The organism is Synechocystis sp. IPPAS B-1465 (assembly GCF_003015225.1).
GTDB lineage: Bacteria > Cyanobacteriota > Cyanobacteriia > Cyanobacteriales > Microcystaceae > Synechocystis.
Window position 1 is genome coordinate 2,249,330 of sequence record NZ_CP028094.1, and the last position, 23,086, is coordinate 2,272,415.

General features: G+C 50.2%; 19 protein-coding genes and 1 tRNA gene. 13 read left to right on the forward strand and 7 right to left on the reverse strand.

What is annotated here, in order from left to right; genetic code table 11:
- Positions 1-88 precede the first annotated feature (88 nt).
- The 3 genes from gpmI (at position 89) to C7I86_RS10675 (ending at position 3,007) form a co-directional block, all read left to right on the forward strand.
- Positions 89-1,687: a 2,3-bisphosphoglycerate-independent phosphoglycerate mutase gene (gpmI, locus tag C7I86_RS10665; protein ID WP_010873233.1), complete on the forward strand. Its 1,599-nt coding sequence runs from the start codon at positions 89-91 to the stop codon at positions 1,685-1,687.
- A gap of 64 nt (positions 1,688-1,751) precedes the next feature.
- Positions 1,752-1,985: a preprotein translocase subunit SecG gene (gene secG, locus C7I86_RS10670; RefSeq protein WP_010873234.1), complete on the forward strand. Its 234-nt coding sequence runs from the start codon at positions 1,752-1,754 to the stop codon at positions 1,983-1,985.
- 236 nt (positions 1,986-2,221) lie between these two features.
- Complete coding sequence (locus C7I86_RS10675) at positions 2,222-3,007, forward strand: matrixin family metalloprotease (protein ID WP_010873235.1); 786 nt, start codon at positions 2,222-2,224, stop codon at positions 3,005-3,007.
- 160 nt (positions 3,008-3,167) lie between these two features.
- Here the strand turns inward: C7I86_RS10675 and C7I86_RS10680 are convergent, their stop codons facing one another.
- Positions 3,168-4,469, reverse strand: a complete 1,302-nt coding sequence (locus C7I86_RS10680; RefSeq protein WP_010873236.1) for a dihydrolipoamide acetyltransferase family protein — start codon at positions 4,467-4,469, stop codon at positions 3,168-3,170.
- Positions 4,470-4,679: 210 nt separating this feature from the next.
- On the opposite strand from C7I86_RS10680, the gene C7I86_RS10685 reads away from it, so the two are divergent.
- From C7I86_RS10685 to C7I86_RS19510, 7 genes are all read left to right on the forward strand, one after another.
- Positions 4,680-5,318 (forward strand): DUF3318 domain-containing protein, encoded by a 639-nt coding sequence (locus C7I86_RS10685; RefSeq protein ID WP_010873237.1) that lies wholly within the window; start codon positions 4,680-4,682, stop codon positions 5,316-5,318.
- 304 nt (positions 5,319-5,622) lie between these two features.
- Positions 5,623-7,965 (forward strand): cation-translocating P-type ATPase, encoded by a 2,343-nt coding sequence (locus C7I86_RS10690; protein WP_010873238.1) that lies wholly within the window; start codon positions 5,623-5,625, stop codon positions 7,963-7,965.
- 242 nt (positions 7,966-8,207) lie between these two features.
- On the forward strand, positions 8,208-8,681 hold the full coding sequence (locus C7I86_RS10695) for an FHA domain-containing protein (RefSeq protein WP_010873239.1): 474 nt from the start codon (positions 8,208-8,210) through the stop codon (positions 8,679-8,681).
- Between the two features lie 32 nt (positions 8,682-8,713).
- The gene (locus tag C7I86_RS10700; protein ID WP_010873240.1) at positions 8,714-9,475 is read left to right on the forward strand and encodes a YebC/PmpR family DNA-binding transcriptional regulator; all 762 of its coding nucleotides are present in this window, start codon (positions 8,714-8,716) and stop codon (positions 9,473-9,475) included.
- Between the two features lie 109 nt (positions 9,476-9,584).
- A complete protein-coding gene (gene gshA / locus C7I86_RS10705; RefSeq protein WP_010873241.1) occupies positions 9,585-10,754 on the forward strand; it encodes a glutamate--cysteine ligase in 1,170 nt (389 codons plus the stop codon).
- Positions 10,755-10,912: 158 nt separating this feature from the next.
- Positions 10,913-11,374 (forward strand): tRNA (uridine(34)/cytosine(34)/5-carboxymethylaminomethyluridine(34)-2'-O)-methyltransferase TrmL, encoded by a 462-nt coding sequence (gene trmL / locus C7I86_RS10710; protein WP_010873242.1) that lies wholly within the window; start codon positions 10,913-10,915, stop codon positions 11,372-11,374.
- Positions 11,375-11,939: 565 nt separating this feature from the next.
- On the forward strand, positions 11,940-14,087 hold the full coding sequence (locus tag C7I86_RS19510; protein WP_010873243.1) for a peptidoglycan DD-metalloendopeptidase family protein: 2,148 nt from the start codon (positions 11,940-11,942) through the stop codon (positions 14,085-14,087).
- Positions 14,088-14,315: 228 nt separating this feature from the next.
- On the opposite strand, the gene hpf is transcribed toward C7I86_RS19510, so the two are convergent.
- Positions 14,316-14,891, reverse strand: coding sequence for a ribosome hibernation-promoting factor, HPF/YfiA family (gene hpf, locus C7I86_RS10720; RefSeq protein ID WP_010873244.1), 576 nt, complete (start codon positions 14,889-14,891; stop codon positions 14,316-14,318).
- Positions 14,892-15,337: 446 nt separating this feature from the next.
- On the opposite strand from hpf, the gene lipB reads away from it, so the two are divergent.
- Positions 15,338-16,021, forward strand: a complete 684-nt coding sequence (gene lipB / locus C7I86_RS10725) for a lipoyl(octanoyl) transferase LipB (RefSeq protein WP_010873245.1) — start codon at positions 15,338-15,340, stop codon at positions 16,019-16,021.
- On the opposite strand, the gene C7I86_RS10730 is transcribed toward lipB, so the two are convergent.
- The 4 genes from C7I86_RS10730 to C7I86_RS10745 form a co-directional block, all read right to left on the reverse strand.
- A complete protein-coding gene (locus tag C7I86_RS10730; protein ID WP_010873246.1) occupies positions 16,002-16,292 on the reverse strand; it encodes a hypothetical protein in 291 nt (96 codons plus the stop codon). The two genes, lipB and C7I86_RS10730, sit on opposite strands and share 20 nt — an antisense overlap.
- 200 nt (positions 16,293-16,492) lie before the next feature.
- Positions 16,493-16,564, reverse strand: a tRNA-Lys gene (locus C7I86_RS10735).
- A 159-nt stretch (positions 16,565-16,723) separates the two neighbouring features.
- The gene (gene glgA / locus C7I86_RS10740; protein ID WP_010873247.1) at positions 16,724-18,157 is read right to left on the reverse strand and encodes a glycogen synthase GlgA; all 1,434 of its coding nucleotides are present in this window, start codon (positions 18,155-18,157) and stop codon (positions 16,724-16,726) included.
- A 203-nt stretch (positions 18,158-18,360) separates the two neighbouring features.
- Complete coding sequence (locus C7I86_RS10745) at positions 18,361-18,855, reverse strand: DUF1830 domain-containing protein (protein WP_010873248.1); 495 nt, start codon at positions 18,853-18,855, stop codon at positions 18,361-18,363.
- 145 nt (positions 18,856-19,000) lie between these two features.
- On the opposite strand from C7I86_RS10745, the gene C7I86_RS10750 reads away from it, so the two are divergent.
- Positions 19,001-20,596 carry a photosystem II high light acclimation radical SAM protein gene (locus C7I86_RS10750; RefSeq protein ID WP_010873249.1) on the forward strand — a complete coding sequence of 532 codons (1,596 nt, stop codon included), beginning with the start codon at positions 19,001-19,003 and terminating at the stop codon, positions 20,594-20,596.
- 40 nt (positions 20,597-20,636) lie between these two features.
- Here C7I86_RS10750 and C7I86_RS10755 read toward each other — a convergent pair whose 3' ends face one another.
- The gene (locus tag C7I86_RS10755; protein ID WP_010873250.1) at positions 20,637-21,674 is read right to left on the reverse strand and encodes an RNA polymerase sigma factor, RpoD/SigA family; all 1,038 of its coding nucleotides are present in this window, start codon (positions 21,672-21,674) and stop codon (positions 20,637-20,639) included.
- A 460-nt stretch (positions 21,675-22,134) separates the two neighbouring features.
- Here C7I86_RS10755 and era point away from each other — a divergent pair, with 460 nt between their 5' ends.
- Positions 22,135-23,082 (forward strand): GTPase Era, encoded by a 948-nt coding sequence (era, locus tag C7I86_RS10760; RefSeq protein ID WP_010873251.1) that lies wholly within the window; start codon positions 22,135-22,137, stop codon positions 23,080-23,082.
- Positions 23,083-23,086 lie beyond the last annotated feature (4 nt).

The window sequence follows — 23,086 nt, forward strand, 5'->3', positions numbered from 1 at the left end:
GTCTAGGGCAGGAGTTGCCCCGGATGTTTTTGATGGTATTATCAAGGGCATCTTTTGCAGACTTTATAACTGTAGTGAGGCAATAACCATGGCAGAGGCACCGATCGCCCCGGTGGTTCTGGTCATCCTAGATGGCTGGGGCTATCGCCCAGATACCCGCGCAAATGCAATTGCCCAGGCTAACACCCCCATTATGGATAGTCTGATCGCCGCTTATCCCAATACCCTGGTGAATACTTCAGGGAAAGATGTGGGTTTGCCCAAAGGTCAAATGGGTAATTCCGAAGTTGGTCACCTCAATTTGGGTGCTGGGCGAGTGGTACCCCAGGAGTTGGTGCGTATTAGTGATGCCATTGAGGACGGAACTTTTTTTGACAACCAAGCGCTGATTGAAGTCTGCCAACGGGTGCGCGATCGCCGAGGAAAATTGCATTTAATCGGTCTTTGTTCCGACGGAGGAGTTCATTCCCACATTGACCATCTTTTGGGACTGATTGACTTGGCTAAACTCCAGGGCATCAGTCAACTTTGCATCCACGCCATTACCGATGGCCGGGATACTCCCACCAATGAAGGGGCCCATTTTGTCCAACAAATCCAAGCCCATCTAGAGAAAATTGGCCTGGGCCGCATTGTCAGTGTCAGTGGCCGCTACTACGCCTTAGACCGCGATCGCCGTTGGGACCGGGTGGAAAAAGCCTATCGAGTCATGACCGAAGACGGGGTAGGGGATGGCCGCAGTGCCGCCCAGGTGATCAAGGATTATTACGCCAGCGACATCACCGATGAATTTATTCCCCCTACTAGAATTGGTGCCGGGGCGATCGCCTCTGGGGATGGGGTAATTTTCTACAACTTCCGTCCCGACCGGGCCAGACAACTTTGCTACGCCTTGGTTAATCCTAGCTTTGATGGTTTTCCCAGGGAAAGGATTCAGCCTCTGGATTTTGTCACCTTTACCCAGTACGATCCTGCCCTGCCAGTGGTTGTGGCCTTCGAGCCGCAAAACTTGAATAACATTTTGGGGGAAATTATCTCCCGCCAGGGAATGAAGCAATTCCGCACCGCAGAAACGGAAAAATATCCCCATGTCACCTATTTTTTCAATGGTGGTTTGGAACAACCCTTTGCCGGGGAAGACCGGGAGCTAATTCAAAGCCCCATGGTTTCCACCTATGACAAAGCGCCCCAGATGTCTGCCAAAGCCGTTACCGATGCGGTTTGTCGGGCCATGGAAAAAGGCATTTATTCCCTGGTGGTGGTCAACTATGCCAACCCCGATATGGTGGGACACACCGGCAAGCTCAAAGAAGCCATTCAGGCGATCGAAACCGTCGACCTCAATTTGGGCCGCCTTCTGGCCAGCGCCGCTAAAGTGGGGGGCACCGTGTTGATCACCGCGGACCATGGCAATGCGGAATATATGAGCGATGAATCCGGCAATCCCTGGACCGCCCACACCACTAATCCGGTGCCGTTTATTTTGGTGGAAGGGGAAGGACGTAAAATTCCTGGCCACGGCGGTGAAGTCAAGCTACGGGAAGGGGGAAAACTGGCGGACATCGCCCCGACTATTTTGGATATTTTGCAGTTGCCCGTTCCGGCGGAAATGACTGGTAAAACCTTAATCGATCAGCCGTTGGTAGAAATCAAGGCCAATCGCACTCCGGTCAATCTCTCCCGTTAGGTAGGGGGATGGAAAAGCGCTAAAATAAAAAGCCTGTATGATCGCCGAGGGGCGCTGAATTGTTATGACTTTGATTACTGTTCTACGAATTATTTGGATGGCTTCCGCCGCTCTGTTGACCGTACTGGTGTTGCTTCATAGCCCCAAAGGGGATGGCATTGCCGGCATCGGTGGCCAAGCCCAATTATTCACCAGTGCCAAAAGTGCAGAGAAAACCCTCAACCAAGTGACCTGGACCCTGAGCATTATTTTTATTGGTCTGACTATTATTTTGAGCGCTGGCTGGCTAGCGAATTAGAACGTGTTTTAAATGCTCCCCTAGCCCCCCAATTCTGGGGGGAATGGTGTTCAAAGTCCCCCAAACTTGCCGGAGCTTTAGTGAGGAGATTTAGGGGGCGGGTCATAGCCTTTTAGACAAGCTCTTGGGTTAATCACACCGATCATAAAATAAATATAACTTCTAGGCTCCAACATATTCAGATTTCCTTCTCTCCGTCGTTGGAGAGTCAGGCATTGGCCCTGGGGGGAGAATTTGTGAACAAAAAAATCAAGCTCTGGGGTTGGTGCTTAGCCCTATTCTTGTTGACTTTATTACTGGTTAGTCTGCCGGCGATCGCCAACAATGGGAGCAAGCAAGCCTTACCGGAGTTGCAAATCCATCCCCTCCCCCCCGAGTTGGTAGATTTAGGCATCAGTCTGGAAAACCGCAGTTTACTCGGAGATGACGGCACTGATTATTTCTCCCAAGTTCAACCTTCTCCCCTAGGTTATTTACTCTGGTCTAAATTTCCCGTCACTGTGGCGGTGGACTATCCCCCTGGGTTAACCCCCGGCAGTGCTGCTCAAAAACGTTACTACACTTGGCAACAGGCCATTAAAACGGCGATCGCCGACTGGCAAGAATTTTTTCCCCTCACCATCGTTGAGAATACTACCGAGGCGGATATCACTATTTTTTACCGAGAACCGCCCCTACCCCGCATTGTGGACCCAGAAACAGGATTGGTGAGTTTTGGTCGAGCCCGCACCGCCCAGGCTAACTATGAATTTTATTGGACTGACACATCCCCGCCCCAACTGCGTCACCGCATGGCGATCGCCATCAAACCTGGCCTAGCTCCCCTTTCCCTCCAAGGCACTGCCCGCCACGAACTAGGCCACGCCCTAGGCATTTGGGGCCACAGTGACCACAAAGAAGATGCTTTATACCCAGCCCAGACTGCGGATGTACCGGCCATTTCTCCTCGGGATCTAAGAACTTTATATCGGCTTTATCAACAACCCACTCGCCTAGGTTGGTCGGTACTAGTCAGCAATTAGAAAACTTGAGAAAATTTTGATTTTTTTGTGAACTCATCTGGACAGGATCAACGTTGTCTTAAAACTGCCGTAGTAGATGAGAAGGCTCCCGAAAGGAAATCCCCCAAAACCGAACGAGTTGGGGGACTTTTCCAAACAAACTGACTTAGTTTGCAAAGAATTACATAGTCAAAGACTGGGCATTCTCTTCAATAATGACAGCCAAATCCTTCAGGAAAGCGGCGGCATGGGCCCCATAAATTACCCGATGGTCACAGGTTACATTAACCGCCATTTGTCGTTTGGTACCAATCAAACCTTCCTCATTGGCCACTACTTGGGGACGGGAAGCACCCACCGCTAAAATTCCCCCTTGACCCGGCGGTAGAATGGCATCAAATCGGTCTACCCCAAACATACCCAGGTTAGAAATAGTGAAAGTGCCAGTGCTGTATTCTTCAGGCTGTAACTGCTTAGCCCGGGCCCGTTCCACCAATTCTTTCCATCGGCGGGAGAGGGAGTAGATATCTACTTGGTCTGCATTTTGCAACACCGGAGTAATTAAACCGCCATCGGGCATGGCTACGGCCAGAGCAATGTTGACATCCTTGTGGTAGATGATGCCTTGGTCAGTGTAGCTGGCGTTGACAATGGGATGTTTTTTCAAGGCCAGAGCCACAGCTTTAGCCAACAGGGCCGTCATAGTCACCCCTTTGCCTTTGATTTGTTTATAAAGTTGATCCAGTCCATCGGTGGTGATGGTGTAGCCCACTCGGAATGTAGGAGCGGCCATGGCGGCCACCATATTTTGCACCAAAGCTTTTTGGAAAGTGGTCAGGGGTACTGTCTGGCCGACGGGAACACTGGGGGTAGAGGTTACCCTTGGAGTAGGGGCAGGGGATGTTTTAGGAGCTGGGGCACTGGGGGCAGCGATGGAAGCAGTGACGGGTTTACCAGCGGCACTTTCAATATCTGCGGCCACAATTCTGCCGTGGGGGCCAGTGCCAGCAATGGTAGCTAAATCAACTTTTAACTCTTTGGCTAGTTTTTTCGCCCGGGGGGAAGCAATAATTCGCCCACTGCCTTTGCCATTGCCGTTACTGCTAGGGGCCGGAGTTGTCTCTATGGCAGTTGCACTGGCGATCGCCACTGGTTCAGGTTGTTGGGGGGCTGGGGTTGCAGTCGGAGCCGCACTAGAACCACCACCAGAGCCAGCTTTAGCTTGGGCTTCGGCAATTTCCGCTTCCGTTTCCACCACTAGGCCAAGGGTTGCCCCCACGGGAGCTTCTTCCCCTGCTGGAACTAGAATGGCGGCTAGGTAACCTTCGTTAAAGGACTCCACGTCCATATCTGCTTTGTCCGATTCCACCACCAAGACAGTTTCACCTTTTTCCACTTTGTCGCCGGGGGACTTAGTCCAAGAAACAATTTTCCCCTCGGTCATGGTGGAACTCAGGGCGGGCATGAAAATGTCGTAAATCATGGTGGTTTTATCTCTTAAATCTCTTGTAGATCCCTTGGAATACAGCGGATTAGGACTGCGGAAGACCGTTCAAATTCTATCAGATTTCTGCCGGGGGGTTAGTTAAGGAGCACTTTTCGACCATCTAGGCGATCGCCCAAAGGAAAATGTCAAAATGGGTTAGGATTATCCAGATCCATTGTTGATCAGTCAAGAAAATAGCAAACTGCCATGACCTCCTATTCCTCTGCAACGGCCCGCGCTGAAATGAGTGAACTGCGGCGCTTGAAAAGTTTACTGCCGCCGGAACTCCAAAGTTGGGTAATGGTGGAAGGCAGTACCGAAGTTAATCCCCCTCTGATCCGTTCGGAAGAATTGGGGCGGGATGAGATTGAAATTCAGGTGGATTTGGCCAAATGGGAAAACCTGGCCATTGACCAGCGGAATTTACTCTTTTGGCACGAAGTGGCCCGCATTCAGAGTGATACCATTCCCCGGGAAGGTTGGGAAATGGCTGCCTTGGCGATCGGTTTGGGGGGTGCAGTGGGGGAACTGTGGGTGCAAGATGGATTGCTCTTACTTTTAGCCCTGGGATTATGTGGCATTTCTGGCTACCGGCTCTGGCAAAAAAATAACGGTGAAAAACGGATCAAAGAGGCGATCGAGGCGGATGAAAAGGCCATTACCCTGGCTACCCGTTTCGGCTATACCTTGCCTAATGCCTACAAAAGTCTTGGCAGTGCTTTCAAAACATTAATCGAACAAACCCCCAACCGTCGTCAACGCAAACAGTATGAAACCCGTCTCCAAGCCCTGCGCCAAAGTGCAGCCAAAATGAAAGCTAAAACCCAAAAGGCCAAGGCTCTCTAAACATAGTTGATTGTCTAGTTAGTCAAAGTCCCTTGTCTCGGCATGGGCTGAGTTTGCCGCCACTGTGCATTTTTCCACAACCATCGTCACTACGGCGAATTGCAGGCTGGTAGAACTGGTTTGGTAAATGACCTGTGACTATCCATCAATTGAAGGCATTGGCAAGATGGAAACCTTCCAGAAGGAACGGGAATGCTGGTTCGATCGCTAATTCTGGACAGGATAACAAAACCAGTTGGTAATGTGGAAAAAGCTGTCTCCATGTCATTTGGACTGATGCCCTGTTTACTTTATTAACCCCACCATGGTTCAACTTTCCCCGACCCCTGCATCAACCCTGACTTACAAAGACGCAAATGGGCAAAATCGTACTGCTAGCTTGACCCTCGACGTGGGGGGCATGAAATGTGCCGGTTGTGTGGCGGCGGTGGAAAGACAATTGGATCAACTAACGGGAGTGACGGACAGTTGCGTCAATTTGGTCACAGCGGTGGCGGTGGTGCGTTATGAACCGGAAAAGATTCAACCCCAGGCGATCGCCGAACATTTGAGTCAGCGGGGATTTCCCAGTCAGATTCGTCATGGCCATGGCGCTATCCCTGCGACGATAGGGGAAAAAGAGACAAGGGAAAACGTTAACTGGGGTTTGACCATTGCCCTGGTGTTACTGCTCCTATCGGGGTTGGGGCATCTAAGCCATTTTGGTGGCCCCATGATTCCCTTTTTCCATCACCCCATATTTCATTGGAGCTTGGCAACCCTGGCGATCGCCATACCGGGGCGGGAAATTTTTCTTGATGGTTGGCGAGGTTTGAGATTTGGCCATGCCAACATGAACACTCTGGTGGCTTTGGGGACTGGCAGTGCGTACCTCACCAGTTGCATTGCCTGGGCTTGGCCTGGACTTGGCTGGGAATGCTTTTTTGATGAGCCGGTGATGTTGTTGGGGATGTTACTACTGGGCAGAACCCTGGAGAGTAAAGCAAGGCAAAAAGCCAAATCTGCGTTGACAGAATTATTGGCTTTGCAACCATCCCTAGCTCGGTTAGTGGGGCGGGGAGAGGACCAAGGAGAAACTGGCATTGAAATTCCTGTGGAACAGGTGCGGGTGGGGGAATGGGTACAGGTGCTCCCCGGGGAAAAAATCCCGGTGGATGGCATTCTGGTGGCGGGAAAAACCCTGGTGGACGAGTCCTTGTTAACCGGTGAATCCCTACCAGTGGCGAAAAATGTTGATGATGCCGTCATTGCGGGAGCTTGGAATCAGTCCGGAGCCATTATTATTGCCGCTACCCACATTGGAGCAGAAACCACTTTGGCTCGCATTATCCAACTGGTGGAAACGGCCCAAACCCAAAAAGCTCCCATGCAACGATTGGCTGATCAAGTGGCGGGCTGGTTTGCCTATGGGGTGTTGGCGATCGCCTTGGTAACGTTAGGCTTCTGGGCCATGGTGGGGCAATCCTTATTTCCCGAAATGGTGGCGGATACCGGACTTTCTCCCCTTTTGCTAGCTCTCAAATTGAGTGTTTCCGTCTTGGTGGTGGCTTGTCCCTGTGCTTTAGGTTTAGCCACCCCCACAGCGATTTTGGTGGGCACCAGTTTGGGAGCAGAACAGGGCATTCTGATCAAAGGGGGTAACATTCTCGAAATTCTTCAACGCACCACGGTGATGGCCTTCGACAAAACGGGCACCCTCACCCAGGGTAATTTGCAGTTAACCGATGCGGTGCCAGTGGCTGATATTACTGGGATTGAATTATTAACCCTAGCGGCTTCTGTGGAACAGGGAACTCGCCATCCCCTCGCCCAAGGCTTAATCTCCAGTGCCCAGGGTCTGGAACTATTGCCGGTGGAAAATATCGAAACGGAAGCGGGGCAAGGGGTTCAGGGTTGGTACCAAGGCGATCGCCTGTTGGTGGGAAATCAACAATGGCTCATGGAACAGGGGGTAATGGGGGAACCTCAATGGCAAACAGCGGTGGATCAACTGCTTGACCAGGGGAAAACCGTTATTTTTGTCGCTCGCAATCAGCAATTACAGGGATTTTTAGCCTTGCGGGATACTCTCCGACCGGAAGCCAAGGCCACCATTGCCCAACTGAAACAATGGGGTATTGCTCCCTTGCTGTTAACCGGCGACCATCCCGCCATTGCCCAGGCGATCGCCATGGAAGTAGGTATCGAGGAATTTCAAGCCCAGATGACCCCCCAGGCCAAGGTGGCCAAAATCAAGGCAATGCAAGGGTTTAACCCTGTATCAGTGATAGCGATGGTAGGGGACGGCATTAATGATGCTCCAGCCCTGGCCCAGGCCGATGTAGGCATTTCCCTCTCCGGGGCGACAGCGGTGGCCATGGAAACAGCCGATGTGGTGTTAATGCGCTCCCATCTTTCCGATGTGCTCAAAGCTTTGACCCTAAGTCGTAGCACAGTGGCTAAAATCAAGCAAAATCTCCTCTGGGCTTTGGGCTACAATCTCCTTGCCATTCCCCTGGCCGCTGGGGCATTCTTGCCTAGTTTTGCCATTGTGCTGACTCCGGCGATCGCCGCGGCTATGATGGCCAGTAGTTCCATTGTGGTGGTGTTGAATGCCCTAGCTTTGCGGTATCAATTTTCCCGTTCCCTTGGTCAAGATCCCGGTTAAGGTTCGGCGGGCAAAGAAGTGAACTACCTAAGCTATTTAAATCTCTGGCGAAGCTGGAGGCTTTTTTAGGCGGAATTAGGTTGATTTACCGTCAATTTAGCCCCTGATTTAAGGATTGCTTGGTTAGTTTGGTTAAGATTGATGAGGGTAAATTTTTGATCGTTTGCCCATTGGATCGATTGGGAACTAAACTTCGTCCAGTCTATTTGTCCGTTACCATCCGCTTTTTTTCTCCCCCGGCCATGTCTGATCCCTCGGCAAAACCCCTGCAAGAGCACATTTTGATCATCTTAGATGACGCTGGCCGTCGAGAAGTTTTACTCACTGAAACCTTCTACACCATCGGGCGATCGCCGAGGGCTGATATCCGCATCAAATCCCAATTTGTTTCCCGTATCCATGCGGTGCTGGTGCGTAAATCCTCCGACGATGTACAAGCCGCTTACCGAATTATTGACGGCGATGAAGATGGACAGAGTAGTGTCAATGGACTGATGATTAATGGCAAAAAAGTGCAAGAGCATATCATCCAAACCGGAGACGAAATTGTCATGGGTCCCCAGGTGTCTGTGCGCTACGAGTACCGTCGCCGGGACCAATTTGGTACTATGCCGGGCAACGAACAATTTGATATCACCCTCATTGACCCTGGCATGATTGACGATGAGGAGGAAATTCCTACCTCTGTTTCTTCCTCTCCCCCAGAAATGGAATAATTATTGGTGTGTTTGTTAGACGGTAATGACCAATGGGCGGCCGTAAATGGCAGAGTATTAAACGACAAAAAGCACGGGTGGATGCCCAGAAAGGTAAAACCACCACCCAACTTTCCCGGGCCATTATTGTGGCCGCTCGCCAGGGCATTCCCGATCCGGCGGGCAACTTCCAACTGCGGACAGCCATCGAAAAAGCCAGGGCCGCAGGGGTTCCCAATGACAGCATCGACCGGGCGATCGCCAAGGGGGCAGGCACCTATGAGGATGGGGAAAGTAATTACGAGGAAATGCGCTACGAAGGCTATGGCCCAGGGGGAGTAGCAGTGTTAATTGAAGCCCTCACCGATAACCGCAACCGCACGGCGGCAGATCTACGGGCGGCATTTAGCAAAAAAGGTGGAAATTTGGGGGAAACCGGTTGTGTCAGTTGGATGTTTAGCCAAAAAGGGGTAATTCGCTTAGTAGGGGAACTGGAGGAAGAAAAGTTACTGGAAGCCTTGCTGGAAGGGGAAGGGGAAAGCTACGAATGGCTGGACGAGGAAGATGGGGGTGGGGTGGAAGTTTTCAGTGCAGTGAATCAACTGGAAAACCTCAACCAAGTGTTACAGAACCACGGCTTCACCATTGCAGAGACGGAACTGCGTTGGTTACCGGAAAATACCATTGAAATTGCCGAGCCAGACCAAGCCAAGGCCCTTATGCAAATGATCGACACATTGGAATCCTTGGACGATGTGCAATCGGTCACCAGCAACTTTGAGTTAACGGAAGAGTTGTTAGCCCTGGCGGGGTAGGCGGTGAGATACTGGGGAAGCGGAATGTTGATCCATTTTTCAGCATCCTCCCCTATCCACTGTTTCCTGGTGGTCTTTCCCCCAACTAATTTTTAAAGAGGCGAGTGCAGTGCAATTGACTAAAGGGTTAGAAGTCGAAATCTATACCGGCAAGAAAACCGGTGAGATTGTGGGGCTTTCCGATCGCATTGTGCGGGATTTGAGTGGCTTTGTGCGGGAGCCGGACAGCCGCAATGTGGAATACACTACACCTCCGCTAAATAGTTACGATCGCCTGTTGTGTGGAATTCTTCAGCCCCGTCGTCAATTACGCCATTACCTCAGTCAACTAGGGGAAGACTACACATTAATACCGGGCAGTTGCTTGGCCCTGGGGGGGACGGATACCTTTTACCGTTCTGACCCCCAAAATCCTTACCATACCTACATCGAACAAACCTACAGTACCCAGGTGGTCACCGCCAGCATTCACATCAATATAGGTATTCCTGATGTGGAGGAGTTGATCCGGGCCTGTCGTTTAGTGAGGATGGAAGCCCCGTTATATCTTGCCCTCAGTGCATCTTCCCCTTTTCTGAATGGCCAGGTAACAGGCTACCATTCCAGCCGTTGGCAGATGTTCCCCAAAACCCCCCAGGAGGTGCCCCTGTTTACAAGCCATGGCCATTTTGTGCAATGGACAGAGGAGCAATTGACCTTGGGCACTATGCAAAATGTCCGCCATCTTTGGTCAGCGGTGCGTCCCAACGGCGATAATCGACCCCATAACCTGAACCGTTTGGAATTACGGATCTGCGATTTGGTCACTAACCCCCTCTCCCTCCTGGCGATCGTGGCCCTACTGGAAGCCCGGTTACAACAAATGCTGGCCGATCCCACCCTGGACCCCCTCCAACAAAGTCAACTTACCCCCTCGGAATTGCTAGCCCTAGCGGATCAAAATGAAATCTCCGCCGCCGTTAGTAGCCTGGACAGCACCCTGCACCATTGGCGGGATGGTCGGGCGATCGCCGCCAGAGAATGGATTGAGGAGTTATACCAGTCAGTACAGCTGGAAGCTAAATACCAGGGCTTTGCTTGCTTTTTGCCACCATTGCGAAAAATTTTGCGGGAAGGCAACCAGGCCCAACAATGGCTTACCCAATATGAACAGGGGAAAACGCCCCAAACCATTGTCCAGGAAGCGATTCTGCAAACGGAGATGGAGGAAGCCATCCTGGCCCAGGACCTCTGCTTACCCCTGAGCAAAGCCCGGGATGAAATACTAAGTTTGGTGTGATGGCTTCGGTAGCCGATAAAAAATCATAAACTTTTGCCGAGGGGACAGTTTAATAACTGTTGGTTATCGATAGTTTGTGATCTCCGTCACCGGCATGACAAAATATTTTTGCCCATTTTTGCGGTAAATATCAATTAAATTGTTCAAAAATAGTCTTTATGGTCAAATTAGTCCTAGTTAATCCCCAAATCCCCCCTAATACTGGTAATATCGCCCGAACTTGTGCCGCCACTGGGACAGAATTGCATCTGGTCGGCCCCCTAGGTTTTGAATTGGGTGATCGTTATCTCAAACGGGCAGGATTAGACTATTGGCCCTATGTTGACCTCCATTACCACAACAGTTGTGAAGAATTTATTACCCATTGGCGTGGTCAAGGGGGTAACCTGCTCGGTTTTAGTGTCACTGGCACGGTTAATTTCTGGGACTACACCTACCAATCCACGGATTGGCTGATGATGGGCAGTGAAACAGATGGTTTACCCCAGATGATGCGGGATTTATCTACCCAGTTACTTTGCATTCCCATGCCCCACTCCGAGGTAAGGAGCTTGAATTTGGCCTCCAGCGCCGCCATTGCTCTGTTTGAGGCCGGACGACAGTTACGCAGTCTTGGCTAGGAAACCCCGTCACTACCATCGAGTTGGGCAAGAAGGACAAAATCGAACTAGTGAACTGATAAGAAATTGTGATGGCCGGAGCGAATTAGCCAAGGGGTCGATTCAATTAAAATTTCTGATTAAAAATAAACTTAGGACTGATGATTCTCGGCGATCGCCAGGGGATTTTTTTTCAGAAAAGAGGACAAAGCAGCCAGGGAAAAAGCTTGGCAGGGCAAGGAAATTTGCCAGAAACAAAAACCGGAGGGCTACGTCTAGGGGGTCAGTTAACCACTGATCTAGATTCGTTACTATTTTTCACAACTCTGTAAAAGCGGGAATTTCCACCAGCTTGTCGAATCATTGAAAGCAGGTTAATCTTTCTTAGCAGTCTTCATTCTTCATTAGGTATATTGGCTCAGTCAGATTCAGTCGTGGAATTTAATCTCCCATTAAACCTGAAATGACTGGGGCGGTCTAACAATCTAGTTCTAGGTTTTAGGCTCATTCACACACAAGGAGGTTCTTCTTGAAAGACGTACTCAATCAACCGGCGACATTTTTTCCCTCGTGTCCATCTCCGCCTATGGAGATTAATTCCTATGATGGAAGCACTAAACAGGAGGGTACTGTGCCCCTGGGCGAAGGATACCGTCGGGTTCGCCGCTCTGCTGCAATGGTGGGTTTAGCCGTTTCCATGGGAGCAACGAGTATGTTGTTTTCCCAAACCGCCACCGCCGCCGCCAGTTCTGGCAACTCCCCCTTGGTTGCGGTGAGTAATTTATCCCTAGACCAATCCCATGGCTCCTCCACTGAGCCGATGCTGGCTTCCCCTTCCCTGAAGCACCAAGTCAAAGAAGGAGAGTCCCTTTGGCAAATTAGCCAAGCTTTTCAAGTGGACGCCAAGGCCATTGCCCTGGCCAACAGCATCAGCACTGATACGGAACTACAAGCGGGACAAGTACTGAATATTCCCAGACCTAGTTCTTCTGCAAAAGCAGTTCAAGACCAAGTCCCCGCCGCCACCATCCCGCCCCTGGCTCCCCTGGAGCAGACTGATTCCATGGTTGTCTCTTCATCCTTAGCTCCCGGTCAGTCTTCCAGCACCGCTAATACCACTGCTGTTAAGCCCAAAGCCCAAACTTTAGTTGCCGATGTGAGTCGCCCCATGCAGGGCACCGTCATTGAACCGTTGGAAGAGAAGTTAACTTCCCAAAGAATTAAAAGTACTGCTGAAGATGCGGGCATCAAGCTCGATACAAAAGCTTCCCTGCCCAGCCCCGTAGAGGTGGCTGCCGCCGCCCATGGCGATCGCCCCATTCCCATTGCCGTAGTGGGCCCGGAAGAGTTCACTGCCATTGAAGTTCAGCCCAGCTCCAGCCCAGCCAATCCCCAGTCTTTGCCCGTACCGGCTCTCCCTGCTGTGGCCCCAGCGCCCACGAGAGCCCAACGACAAGATGAGTCTTTGGCTTCCGGAGAGGATATTTCCTTAGATAATCTCCGTCAGAATGGCATGGCCCAGCCGGTCCAACCAGTGGAAACTGCATTAAATCTTGACCAGCCCGTGGCGATCGCCGTTATCCCTCCCGAAACTGAACCGGAGATTATTACCAGATCCCCATTACCCAGTGCTCCGGTAGTCCTGGAAACCGGCCCGGCCGTTGCGGCCTTGCCCTCTCCCTCCAATGTTGCTCCCGCTAGTGCCGAACAAATATCCTACCAAGTGAAGCCAGGGGACACCCTCAGTCAGATTGCCCGCAGCCATGACATTCAGCCGGAGAAAATCCAACAAGCCAATGGTTTGAGTAATCCTGACGAGATTAAGGCAGAGCAGATTTTAGTGATTCCTCCTCCCAACACTGTGGCGGCAGTGCCGGAACCCACCCCCCCCAGCTTGCCCAGCTTTGTTTCTACCCAGCCAACGGCCTCAACAATCGTAGCCAGGGCCCAGGCAGAACCCGAGGCCCAGTACCAGACTCAACTAAGGGCAGAGGTAACCCAACTCAATCAAACTCAACCGATCAGGACTCCTATGGTACCTCGAAGTGCCCTGACCGTTGCCCGCCAAGTTAATAACGAACCAGTTCCTGATTGGCAAGCCCGTTCCCCCCAAGCCCTACCGGCCAAGTTCAACCAGCCCCGGCAGGATCTAGCCCAGTTGCAACGGCAATATTCTCCCCAGGCACAAAGAAGTCAGTTTTCCACCTCCGTCGGCCAGTCCCAAATCGTCGGGGCGGCCCCCAGTCCTGTCCAGGGCTACAACGACACCATTCAAATCCCTGTCATCCAAGAAGTTAGCCCTGAGCTGCCGGGCTTGAGTACCCCCGACTTTCCCCGTAGCCCGGGTCAGTTTAACGGTTACATCTGGCCTGCTAAGGGGGTCTTCACTTCTGGTTTTGGTCCCCGTTGGGGTCGCATGCACCGAGGCATTGACATTGCTGCTCCCATTGGTACTCCCATTATGGCAGCGGCTTCCGGGGAGGTGGTGTTTTCTGGTTGGAACTCCGGCGGTTTTGGTAATTTGGTCAAAATTCGCCATGGTGATGGCAGTGTTACCTACTATGCCCATAACAATCGCTTGTTGGTGCGCCGGGGAGAATACGTTGAACAAGGTCAACAAATTGCTGAAATGGGAAGTACTGGCCGCAGTACTGGGCCTCACCTCCACTTTGAAATTCGGGTAGGCGGGACTAATGCCGTTAATCCAGTGGCCCTGTTGCCCCGTAGTCGCTAAATTCTATTGCGTCGCCATACTACTGCATCGTAATCGTACCTCTTAAGTGTGTTTATTCCCCTGGGTTAGCTTTGCTGTTACTTACAGCATGAAAGCCTGGGGGCTTTTGTTTGAGGGGGCGACGGAATAAAGTTTTTGGCAACAAAAAAGATGGATCCTTAGGACCCATCCTTGCTTTATTTTGAGGTTATGACACTAGGTTAGATTAGACTTCACTTCAGTAATTAACTAGCTGGCTTGGTGGGGTTGAATAACGCCATAGCCGCCATGGTTACGAATGTAGATGACGTTGATTTCATCTGTGTCCTTGTTACGGAACATATAAAAGTCATGGTCCACCAACTGTAGCTGTTCCAGAGCGTCTTCAATGGCCATGGGGGGCATAGCAAAATATTTCATCCGCAATACCTCCGAAGGTAGCTCGGGAGCCCGATCGCCGATGAGATTTTCTTCCACTGGCTTGTCTTCAACAATTTCGCTTGTTTTGACATTGCCATGTTGCTTATCTTGGATGCGTTCTTTATATTTCCGCAACTGACGGGCAATTTTGTCGGCAACTAGGTCGATGCTGGCGTAAAGATTTTCACTGCCTTCCTGGGCCCTGATCACTGTGCCATTGGCATAAACCGTTACTTCCGCCTTATGTTTGTTAGTAATGCGGGCGTTGCGGGCCACGGAAAGATGAACATCAACTTTGGTGGTCAGATTTTGAAAGTGTTTAACTGCTCTTTCGACTTTTTCTTCCACGTAATCATGAATCGCTTCAGTAACTGTGATATTATTGCCCTGAATTAACAGTTTCATACTGAATTCTCCCTTCGTAAAATTAATAAAAAATGAGCAATGGTTGGTTTTCCGCAGATCTAAACTTAAGTTATAAAAACTAAGTTAGATTGGGCAATTTTTCCGAGAAACAGTGAGGTGGAATCATTACTTAAAATGCCTTTCTGCTAAAGATATCAAAAGCATGGATCATTGAAAAAACACCATAAATTTGAGCTTGGTGATGAATTATAAACCCAACCTTGTTATTCTCTAGTTTACTTTTAATCATCCCTAGGGTAGAGGTAAAGTTTTCCAGAAAATTGTGGTGGTAAATAATTAACTCCTAAGACTATCTTCAGATTAGCACTATGTATTGAATAAGACCTAATCGGTCAGGTGATTTTGACTTTCCTTTGCATCTCTTTACGTTTCTTAATTTCTGCCAACTTTGAACTTTAGTTTGATTCCGTTTCCTTTGTAGCGCCATGGCCAATCCTTCCTGTCGTTTATTATCGTTCGGACTTGTGCCCTACTGCCAAGCTTGGCAATATCAGCGGCGATGGGTCAGAGCCAAACAGCGCGATCGCCAACGGGAGGACGGACTAATGTTGTTGGAGCATCCCCCGGTCTACACCCTGGGCACTGGCTCCCAAACCAAATATCTGAAGTTCGACCCGGCATATCCCCCAGCGGAATTGTGGCGCACGGAACGGGGTGGGGAAGTCACTTACCATTGTCCGGGGCAATTGGTAGGCTATCCGATCCTGGATTTAAACCATTTCCAGAAGGATCTGCACTGGTATTTACGACAACTGGAAGAGGTGCTGATCATCACCCTGGAGAAATTGGACCTGCAGGGGGAACGCATTGCTGGTTTAACGGGGGTTTGGTTGGAAGGTCATAAGGTAGCGGCGATCGCCATTAAGGTTAGTGGCTGGGTTACGTGCCATGGTTTTGCTTTGAATATTTGCCCCGACCTAGAGGGATTTAGTCACATTGTGCCCTGTGGCATTGGCGATCGGCCTGTAGGAAGCCTAAACCAGTTCTTGCCTGGTCTCACTGTGGAGATAGTTCAACCTCTAGTTATTCAAGCCTTTGCCGAAGTATTTCCGGTTACCTGGATCGCCACTGGAGAAATGCCCTGCTGGCTTAGCGACGATGTTGCTTAGTTAACATGGGCAGAGGTTGTCGCTGGGTACTACCACTGGGGGGCAAATAACGGCGGGGAGATTGTTTCACGGCGATCGCCTTAGTTTTTTCTGACTGCCACCAGCGTATGCCCACCCCTAACATGGCTACCATTAAGCCCAGGGAAAATAAACTCCATTTACCATCTACTCCACCCATGACCATATCCACCGCCGCCACAATTAGAATGAAGCTGGAAATCGGCTCACGGCGATAAAAAACTTTGACAAAACGGGGCCAGTAAAAATTCATTCCTAAATGGTTCCAAAACCCTCTGGGGGAAGCTCAACTACAATATAGCCTTTATTTGTAATTTCTCTCGGCTGTGAACGGGATGGTTAAGCTGGCAGTAACCAAGGAGGAAGGGCTTGGCAAAAGCAAAATTCTAAGGGCGAGCGATCAAGACCACCATTAGGGAGCTTTTGGTAACATGTTTGGAGTTTTGGAAAAAATGGGTCGCCTGGGATTCGAACCCAAGACCAATCGGTTAAAAGCCGAGTGCTCTACCGCTGAGCTAGCGACCCGTTGTGCTTCATTGGCACGATTTATAACGTTAACATAGCTTTTGCTTCACCACAAGCATTGATCAGAAAAAATTTTCAAATTTGCCTAGGCAAGGAGAATTGGGGTCGGCAGTGGAGCGGGATTAGGGTTCAGGATTTTACTTCACTGCCGGGAGATTGTTAGCGATAGGAAGCAGTTAACTCAGCGATTTTTTCCTCTTCCATGGGGCTTAATTCCTCCGGTTTCCCCACCACGCCCTTATAAACTTTGATATATTCCCCGGCGGAACGGTACCAACTAAAGTCTGCCCGCATGGCCCGTTGCTGTAATTTTTGCCAATCTGCCTTGAAACGGAAACCCTCCCAGGCCCGCACCATGGCCGTAAAGCAATCCAGGGGTTCATAACGGTCAAAGCAATAGCCGGTGCCGGCTTCATTGATAGGATCGTAGAAGGATACCGTATCCACCAAACCCCCTGTCCGCCGCACAATGGGGATACAGCCATAACGCATGGCCATCAATTGACTCAGCCCACAGGGCTCAAAGCGAGAAGGCATTAAAAACACATCCGCCCCGGCATAGACTCGACGGGAAAGGGCATCGTTGTGGAGTAATTGCACCGCCATCCGCCCAGGAAATCGGGAAGCCATCTGCCAAAGTTGGGTTTCGTAATGGCGATCGCCAGTGCCGAGGATAATTAACTGGGAATCGGTGTAGGACATGAAGCGGTCAAGGATCTGAATCACCAAATCAATCCCCTTTTGTTCCACCAAGCGAGCCACTATACCCACCACCATGGCATTACGATTAATTTCTAACCCCGTTTCCTCCTGGATGGCAATTTTATTTTTCACCCGCTTGTCCAAACTGTCCGCATCGAAAACATTGCTGATAAAGCGGTCTTCCGCCGGGTTGTAAATCTCCGTATCAATACCGTTGAGAATACCGACTAAATTACCACTCAGGTAGGACAATAACCCTTCCAGCTTTTCCCCATAGGCCGGGGTTTGGATCTGTTGGGCATAGGTGGGAGAAACGGTAGTCACCCGATTGGCAAATTGAATCGCCGCCGCCATCACATTGTCTCCCTGCATGTACCAAGGACACCAAGTCATAGTTTCAAGCAAGCCCCGCCAGGGCCCTTGGTAAGCAAGATTATGGATGGTGAAAACGGTGGCGATGTCTGGGGACTGATGCATCCAAACAGGGATCATGCCAGTGTGCCAATCATGGCAATGGATAATTTCCGGCTTCCAATGGTTCCAGGCAAATTCAGCTGCCCCGTTAGAAAAAAAAGTGAACCGCCACGCCTCGTCATCTCCGCCATAGATCCTTCGGGAGTCGAAAGCTGGATGGCCGAACAAGTAGAGAGGAATTTTGGTGTCCGGTAGATAGGACTGGTAAACAGCAAACTGCTGGAACATGGCTTCCCCTTTCCAGACCGGCTCCTTGGGCACATCAATCTTGTCGCCGATGAAACCGTAGTAGGGCATGAAGACACGGACATCATGGCCCAACTGATGCAGAACTTTAGGCAGGGAACCCACCACATCCCCCATGCCACCTACCTTTGCTAGGGGGGATACTTCCGCCGCCACAAATAAAATCTTCATACCGTCGTTATTCCACTAATTGAGTTCAGGGCCTGGTTGCCATACTTTCCGCTCAATTATATGACGGTGGTGGTTACCCATCGGAGAGAGTAATTAACAGTTTCTGCTTTCCATCCCTATACCTTTTTCTTAGTGCTTTGTCCGTGGACTATCCATTGCCGGCCGGTGGCATGGCCTAAGTATTCCAATTCATTAATTCATTGCTAAGCCACTAAGGATTGGGAAGTCATATCCTCGGACTCGTGTTCTTTTTCTGGAGAGATGAAACCGCCCGCTGCTAATCCGTCGGGATCAATACTCAGTTGTTCGCAGGGAATGGTGTCCGAAATAATCGAGCTGGCCATCATGCCAGTATGAATTTCTAACTGAGCGCTGGGCACTGCCTCAAATACTAACCGTTGACCAGGGAACACAACTCTTTCAAAATACCAATTAGGGACATTGGTAATGCGGGCCACTTGGATTTGATTGGTGGCATTGACGTAGCAACAGAATAAGGCTGATGGCTGGTTGTTGGGGATGGGATCAAGAATTTGGGACATGGCAGGCATGGGATTTTTATTAAAAAAAGGTCTTTTAACTATTCTGGACAAAGCTAACACCCGCTGATCCCGATCCGCTGTAAAGATAATTACAATCAAATTTTTTGACTCTGGCTTTGTCCCTGGACTCAAGAAAATTTTTCCGAGGCATTGCACTTTGGCGTTGGTGATTACTTGGGGCTAGAACGGTCAGAATGCTGAGGGTGGCGGCTCCGAGCAATCGTTAAGATATATTACAATTGTGAGTAAGTGGGGGTAGTCCCTCCCGTTGCTGATCTCACCCTACCAGTGCCCCAACGCCATGATCGATCGCCTTTTGTACGTTCGTCTTCCCTGTAACCCGATTTTCCCCATTGGGGTGATTTATCTGGCGGACCATGTCCATAAATGTTTTCCGGCGACCGCCCAGCGGATTTTCGATTTAGGCACCATTCCTCCCCTGGATTTCAACCGGGCCCTTGATGAATGTATTGATGAATTTCAGCCGACAATTTTGGTTTTTTCCTGGCGGGACATTCAAATCTATGCTCCGGTGGGGGGTAGGGGTGGTAATCCCCTGCAGAACGCGTTTGAGTTTTACTACGGAAAAAATCCCTTGGTGAAGCTGAGGGGAGCCTTAGGTGGTTTGAAAGTTACCAGTGCCTATTACGGCGAATTATGGCGTAATTTAAGACTAATAAACCGGGGATTGCGGAGGGCAAAGCGTTATTGCAGTGATCCCCAAATCATTGTCGGGGGCGGAGCAGTTAGTGTTTTTTACGAACAGTTAAAAACCAAGTTGCCAGCGGGCACCATTGTGTCTGTGGGAGAAGGGGAAACCCTGTTAGAAAAATATCTACGGGGGCAAACCATTGAAGACGAACGGTGTTACATAGTCGGCCGCAGTCAGCCCCGGCCCCGGTTAATCCATGAACAGCCCTCCCCCATGGTAAAAACTGCCTGTGATTATGACTACATCGAGCAAATTTGGCCGGCCTTTGACTATTACCTCCAGGAGGATGATTTTTACCTAGGGGTACAAACTAAGCGGGGTTGTCCCCACAATTGCTGTTACTGCGTTTACACCGTGGTGGAAGGGAAACAGGTCAGAATTAATCCCGCCGCCGAAGTGGTCAAGGAAATGCGGCAACTTTATGACCGGGGCATTCGCAATTTTTGGTTCACCGATGCTCAATTTATTCCGGCTAGGGTTTTTATAGATGATGTGGTGGAATTGCTGGAGGCGATCGCCGCGTCGGGCATGGAGGATATCCATTGGGCTGCCTATATCCGAGCTGACAATTTAACCCCTCGGTTGTGTGAACTGATGGTACAAACGGGGATGAACTACTTTGAAATTGGTATCACCAGTGGTTCCCAGGAATTGGTACGCAAAATGCGCATGGGTTACAATCTCCGCACCGTGTTACAGAATTGTCGGGATCTAAAGGGGGCAGGCTTTAATGATTTGGTTTCCGTCAATTATTCCTTCAATGTTATTGATGAAACCCTAGACACCATCCGCCAAACCATTGCCTACCATCGGGAGTTAGAAGCTATTTTTGGGGCAGACAAAGTAGAACCAGCCATTTTCTTCATTGGGCTACAGCCCCACACCCATCTGGAAACCTATGCCCTGGACAAGGAAATTCTCAAACCAGGCTATGACCCCATGAGCATGATGCCCTGGACCGCCAAAAAATTACTCTGGAATCCAGAACCCCTCGGCTCGTTTTTCGGCGAAGTTTGCCTCCAGGCTTGGCAACAAAATCCCAATGATTTCGGTCGAGAAGTGATGAATATTCTCGAGCAACGGCTGGGCAAAGCTGATCTCGAAACAGCCCTCCACTCCCCCCTGCCCGACAAAAAAAAATTTCCCCCTACCATGGCAGAGGGAAAAAAACTCAGTCCTATTTAGCTTGGCCAGATGCTGGCCGAGTGGCACCGTAGTTGGGCAACTAACTGGCGATAATATACTCTGCCATATTAGCCCGCCGACGCTTCAGTTGCGCAAGGGCTTGGTTTTCTAATTGGCGGACCCTTTCCCGGCTGATGTTGAGATGCTGGCCGATTTTAGCCAAAGATAGCTCTTGGCCATCGTTAAGACCAAAACGCATGGTCAGCACAGCCTGTTGCTGGGGTGTTAATTCCGCCAGTAAATTTTGCAGGTCTTGACGCATGGACTCCTGGGTGATGTAAGCATCGGGGGAAACCCCTTCGTCCTCCAAGAGTTCGGACAATTCTGTGTCCTGATTATCCCCCACCCGCACATCGAGGGAGATGGGTTGGCGCGACAGACTGAGGTACTCGCGAATTTGACTAGGGTCAATTTCCAGAGCCTTGGCTACTTCGGCGGGGGTGGCACTGCGGCCCAATTGTTGGGAAAGTTCCCGTTGGGTTTTTTTGATTTTGTTTAACTTTTCAGTGATATGAATGGGCAAACGGATAGTCCGGCCCTGTTGGGCGATCGCCCGGGTGATGGCTTGGCGAATCCACCAGTAGGCATAGGTGGAGAATTTATAACCCTTGGTGGGGTCGAATTTTTCCACCCCCCGTTCTAAACCCAGGCTACCTTCTTGGATCAAATCCAAAAACTCCATATTGCGCTTCTGATATTTCTTGGCGATCGCCACCACCAACCGGAGGTTAGCTTCAATCATTTTCCGTTTGGCCCGTTCCCCTTGGCCCAGATAGCGGTGTAATTTCGTCACCGACAAATCCGCCGCTTCCGCCCATTCCGGGTCGGAGGGCTCTCGGCCCAATCTGTCAGCCAGGGCTTTCTTGTGCTCCAGCAGGGCCATCATTTGTTGGACTTGTTTACCGAGGATAATTTCTTGCTCATGGGTTAACAGGGGTACCCGACCAATTTCATGGAGATAGGACCTCACCATATCGGCGGTGAAAGTGGGGGGGGAGGTAGGGGAGGAGAGATTGGCGGTGGGCATTCGGAATGACTCCTTAATGAAGAGCAACAGAATAACTGTCACTGTTACCATCTTTCCCAAAAATGTCTTAGACTAAGTCATTGATGGTGGAGAATAGGGTAGTGCAGTCGTCAATTTTTTTTACACCGTGTCCTAACGAGTGGGCCTTTAGACGCCGCAAATGGTGACAAGGTTCGGGAATAAATAATAATTTTTGTGGTTCTAGGCTGGGGCGTTACCGCCGAAACCAATACCACGCTCCTACAGCCGCATAGCTAAAAAGATACCCAAAAAATCAATATCACCATGATGACGAATCATTAAGGGATTCCACAAGGGCCAAGATGAAGGATTACCGAATGGCACAGTGGGGTTAACCCAACATATTTTTTTGTCAAGCTGGCAAGCCGTTTTCCAGGCGGATAGTTTACCTCCTTGACTTTTTCCTCTGGTTGATTAACTCAGTGGAGTTTTTAACGTTTTTCCGCTTGACCCTCCATAAACTAAGGAATTTTTAGGCTTGATTTTTTCAATGGATATTCCCAACACCACCGCAACCATTGCAACTATTCCCCAGGCTCCTGCGGGTTTTCGTTCCGGCTTTGTGGCCATTGTCGGCCGTCCCAATGTGGGTAAATCAACTTTGATGAACCAATTGGTCGGACAAAAAATTGCCATCACTTCCCCCGTAGCCCAAACCACTCGCAACCGCTTACAGGGCATTATCACCACCCCCAGCAGTCAGATAATTTTGCTCGATACCCCTGGTATTCACAAACCCCACCATGAGTTGGGAAGGGTGCTGGTAAAAAATGCGATCCAAGCTATCCATAGCGTTGATCTAGTCGTTTTTCTTGTGGACAGCAGTGCAACTTTGGGACGGGGAGACCGGTTTGTGGTGGATTTGCTGCAAAAAACTGACGGGCCGGTGGTGGTAGGACTCAATAAACAGGACCAACAGCCCCCAGACCAGCGGGAAGAACTTAACGCTAGCTATGAAACCCTGACAGAAAACCATGGTTGGCCCTGCTTTAAATTTTCTGCTTTGACGGGGGAAGGTTTAAGCAATTTTCAGAGTGCCTTGGAGGCAAGACTGGATCCTGGCCCCTATTACTATCCGCCGGATTTGGTCACCGACCAGCCGGAACGGTTCATTATGGCCGAGTTAATTCGGGAGCAGATTTTGTTGCTCACCCGCCAGGAGGTGCCTCACTCCGTGGCGATCGCCATTGAGAAGGTGGAAGAAACGCCCGAACGCACCAATGTTTTTGCCGCCATCACAGTGGAAAGAGGTTCCCAAAAGGGCATTATCATTGGCCAAAAAGGTAGTATGCTTCAGGCGATCGGCACTGCGGCCCGGCAACAAATTCAAAAATTAATTTCCGGGGATGTTTATTTAAAACTATTTGTGAAAGTTGAACCAAAATGGCGGCAGTCTCGCCAGCAGTTGTTAGAATTTGGATACCGTGTGGAAGAGTAGCAAG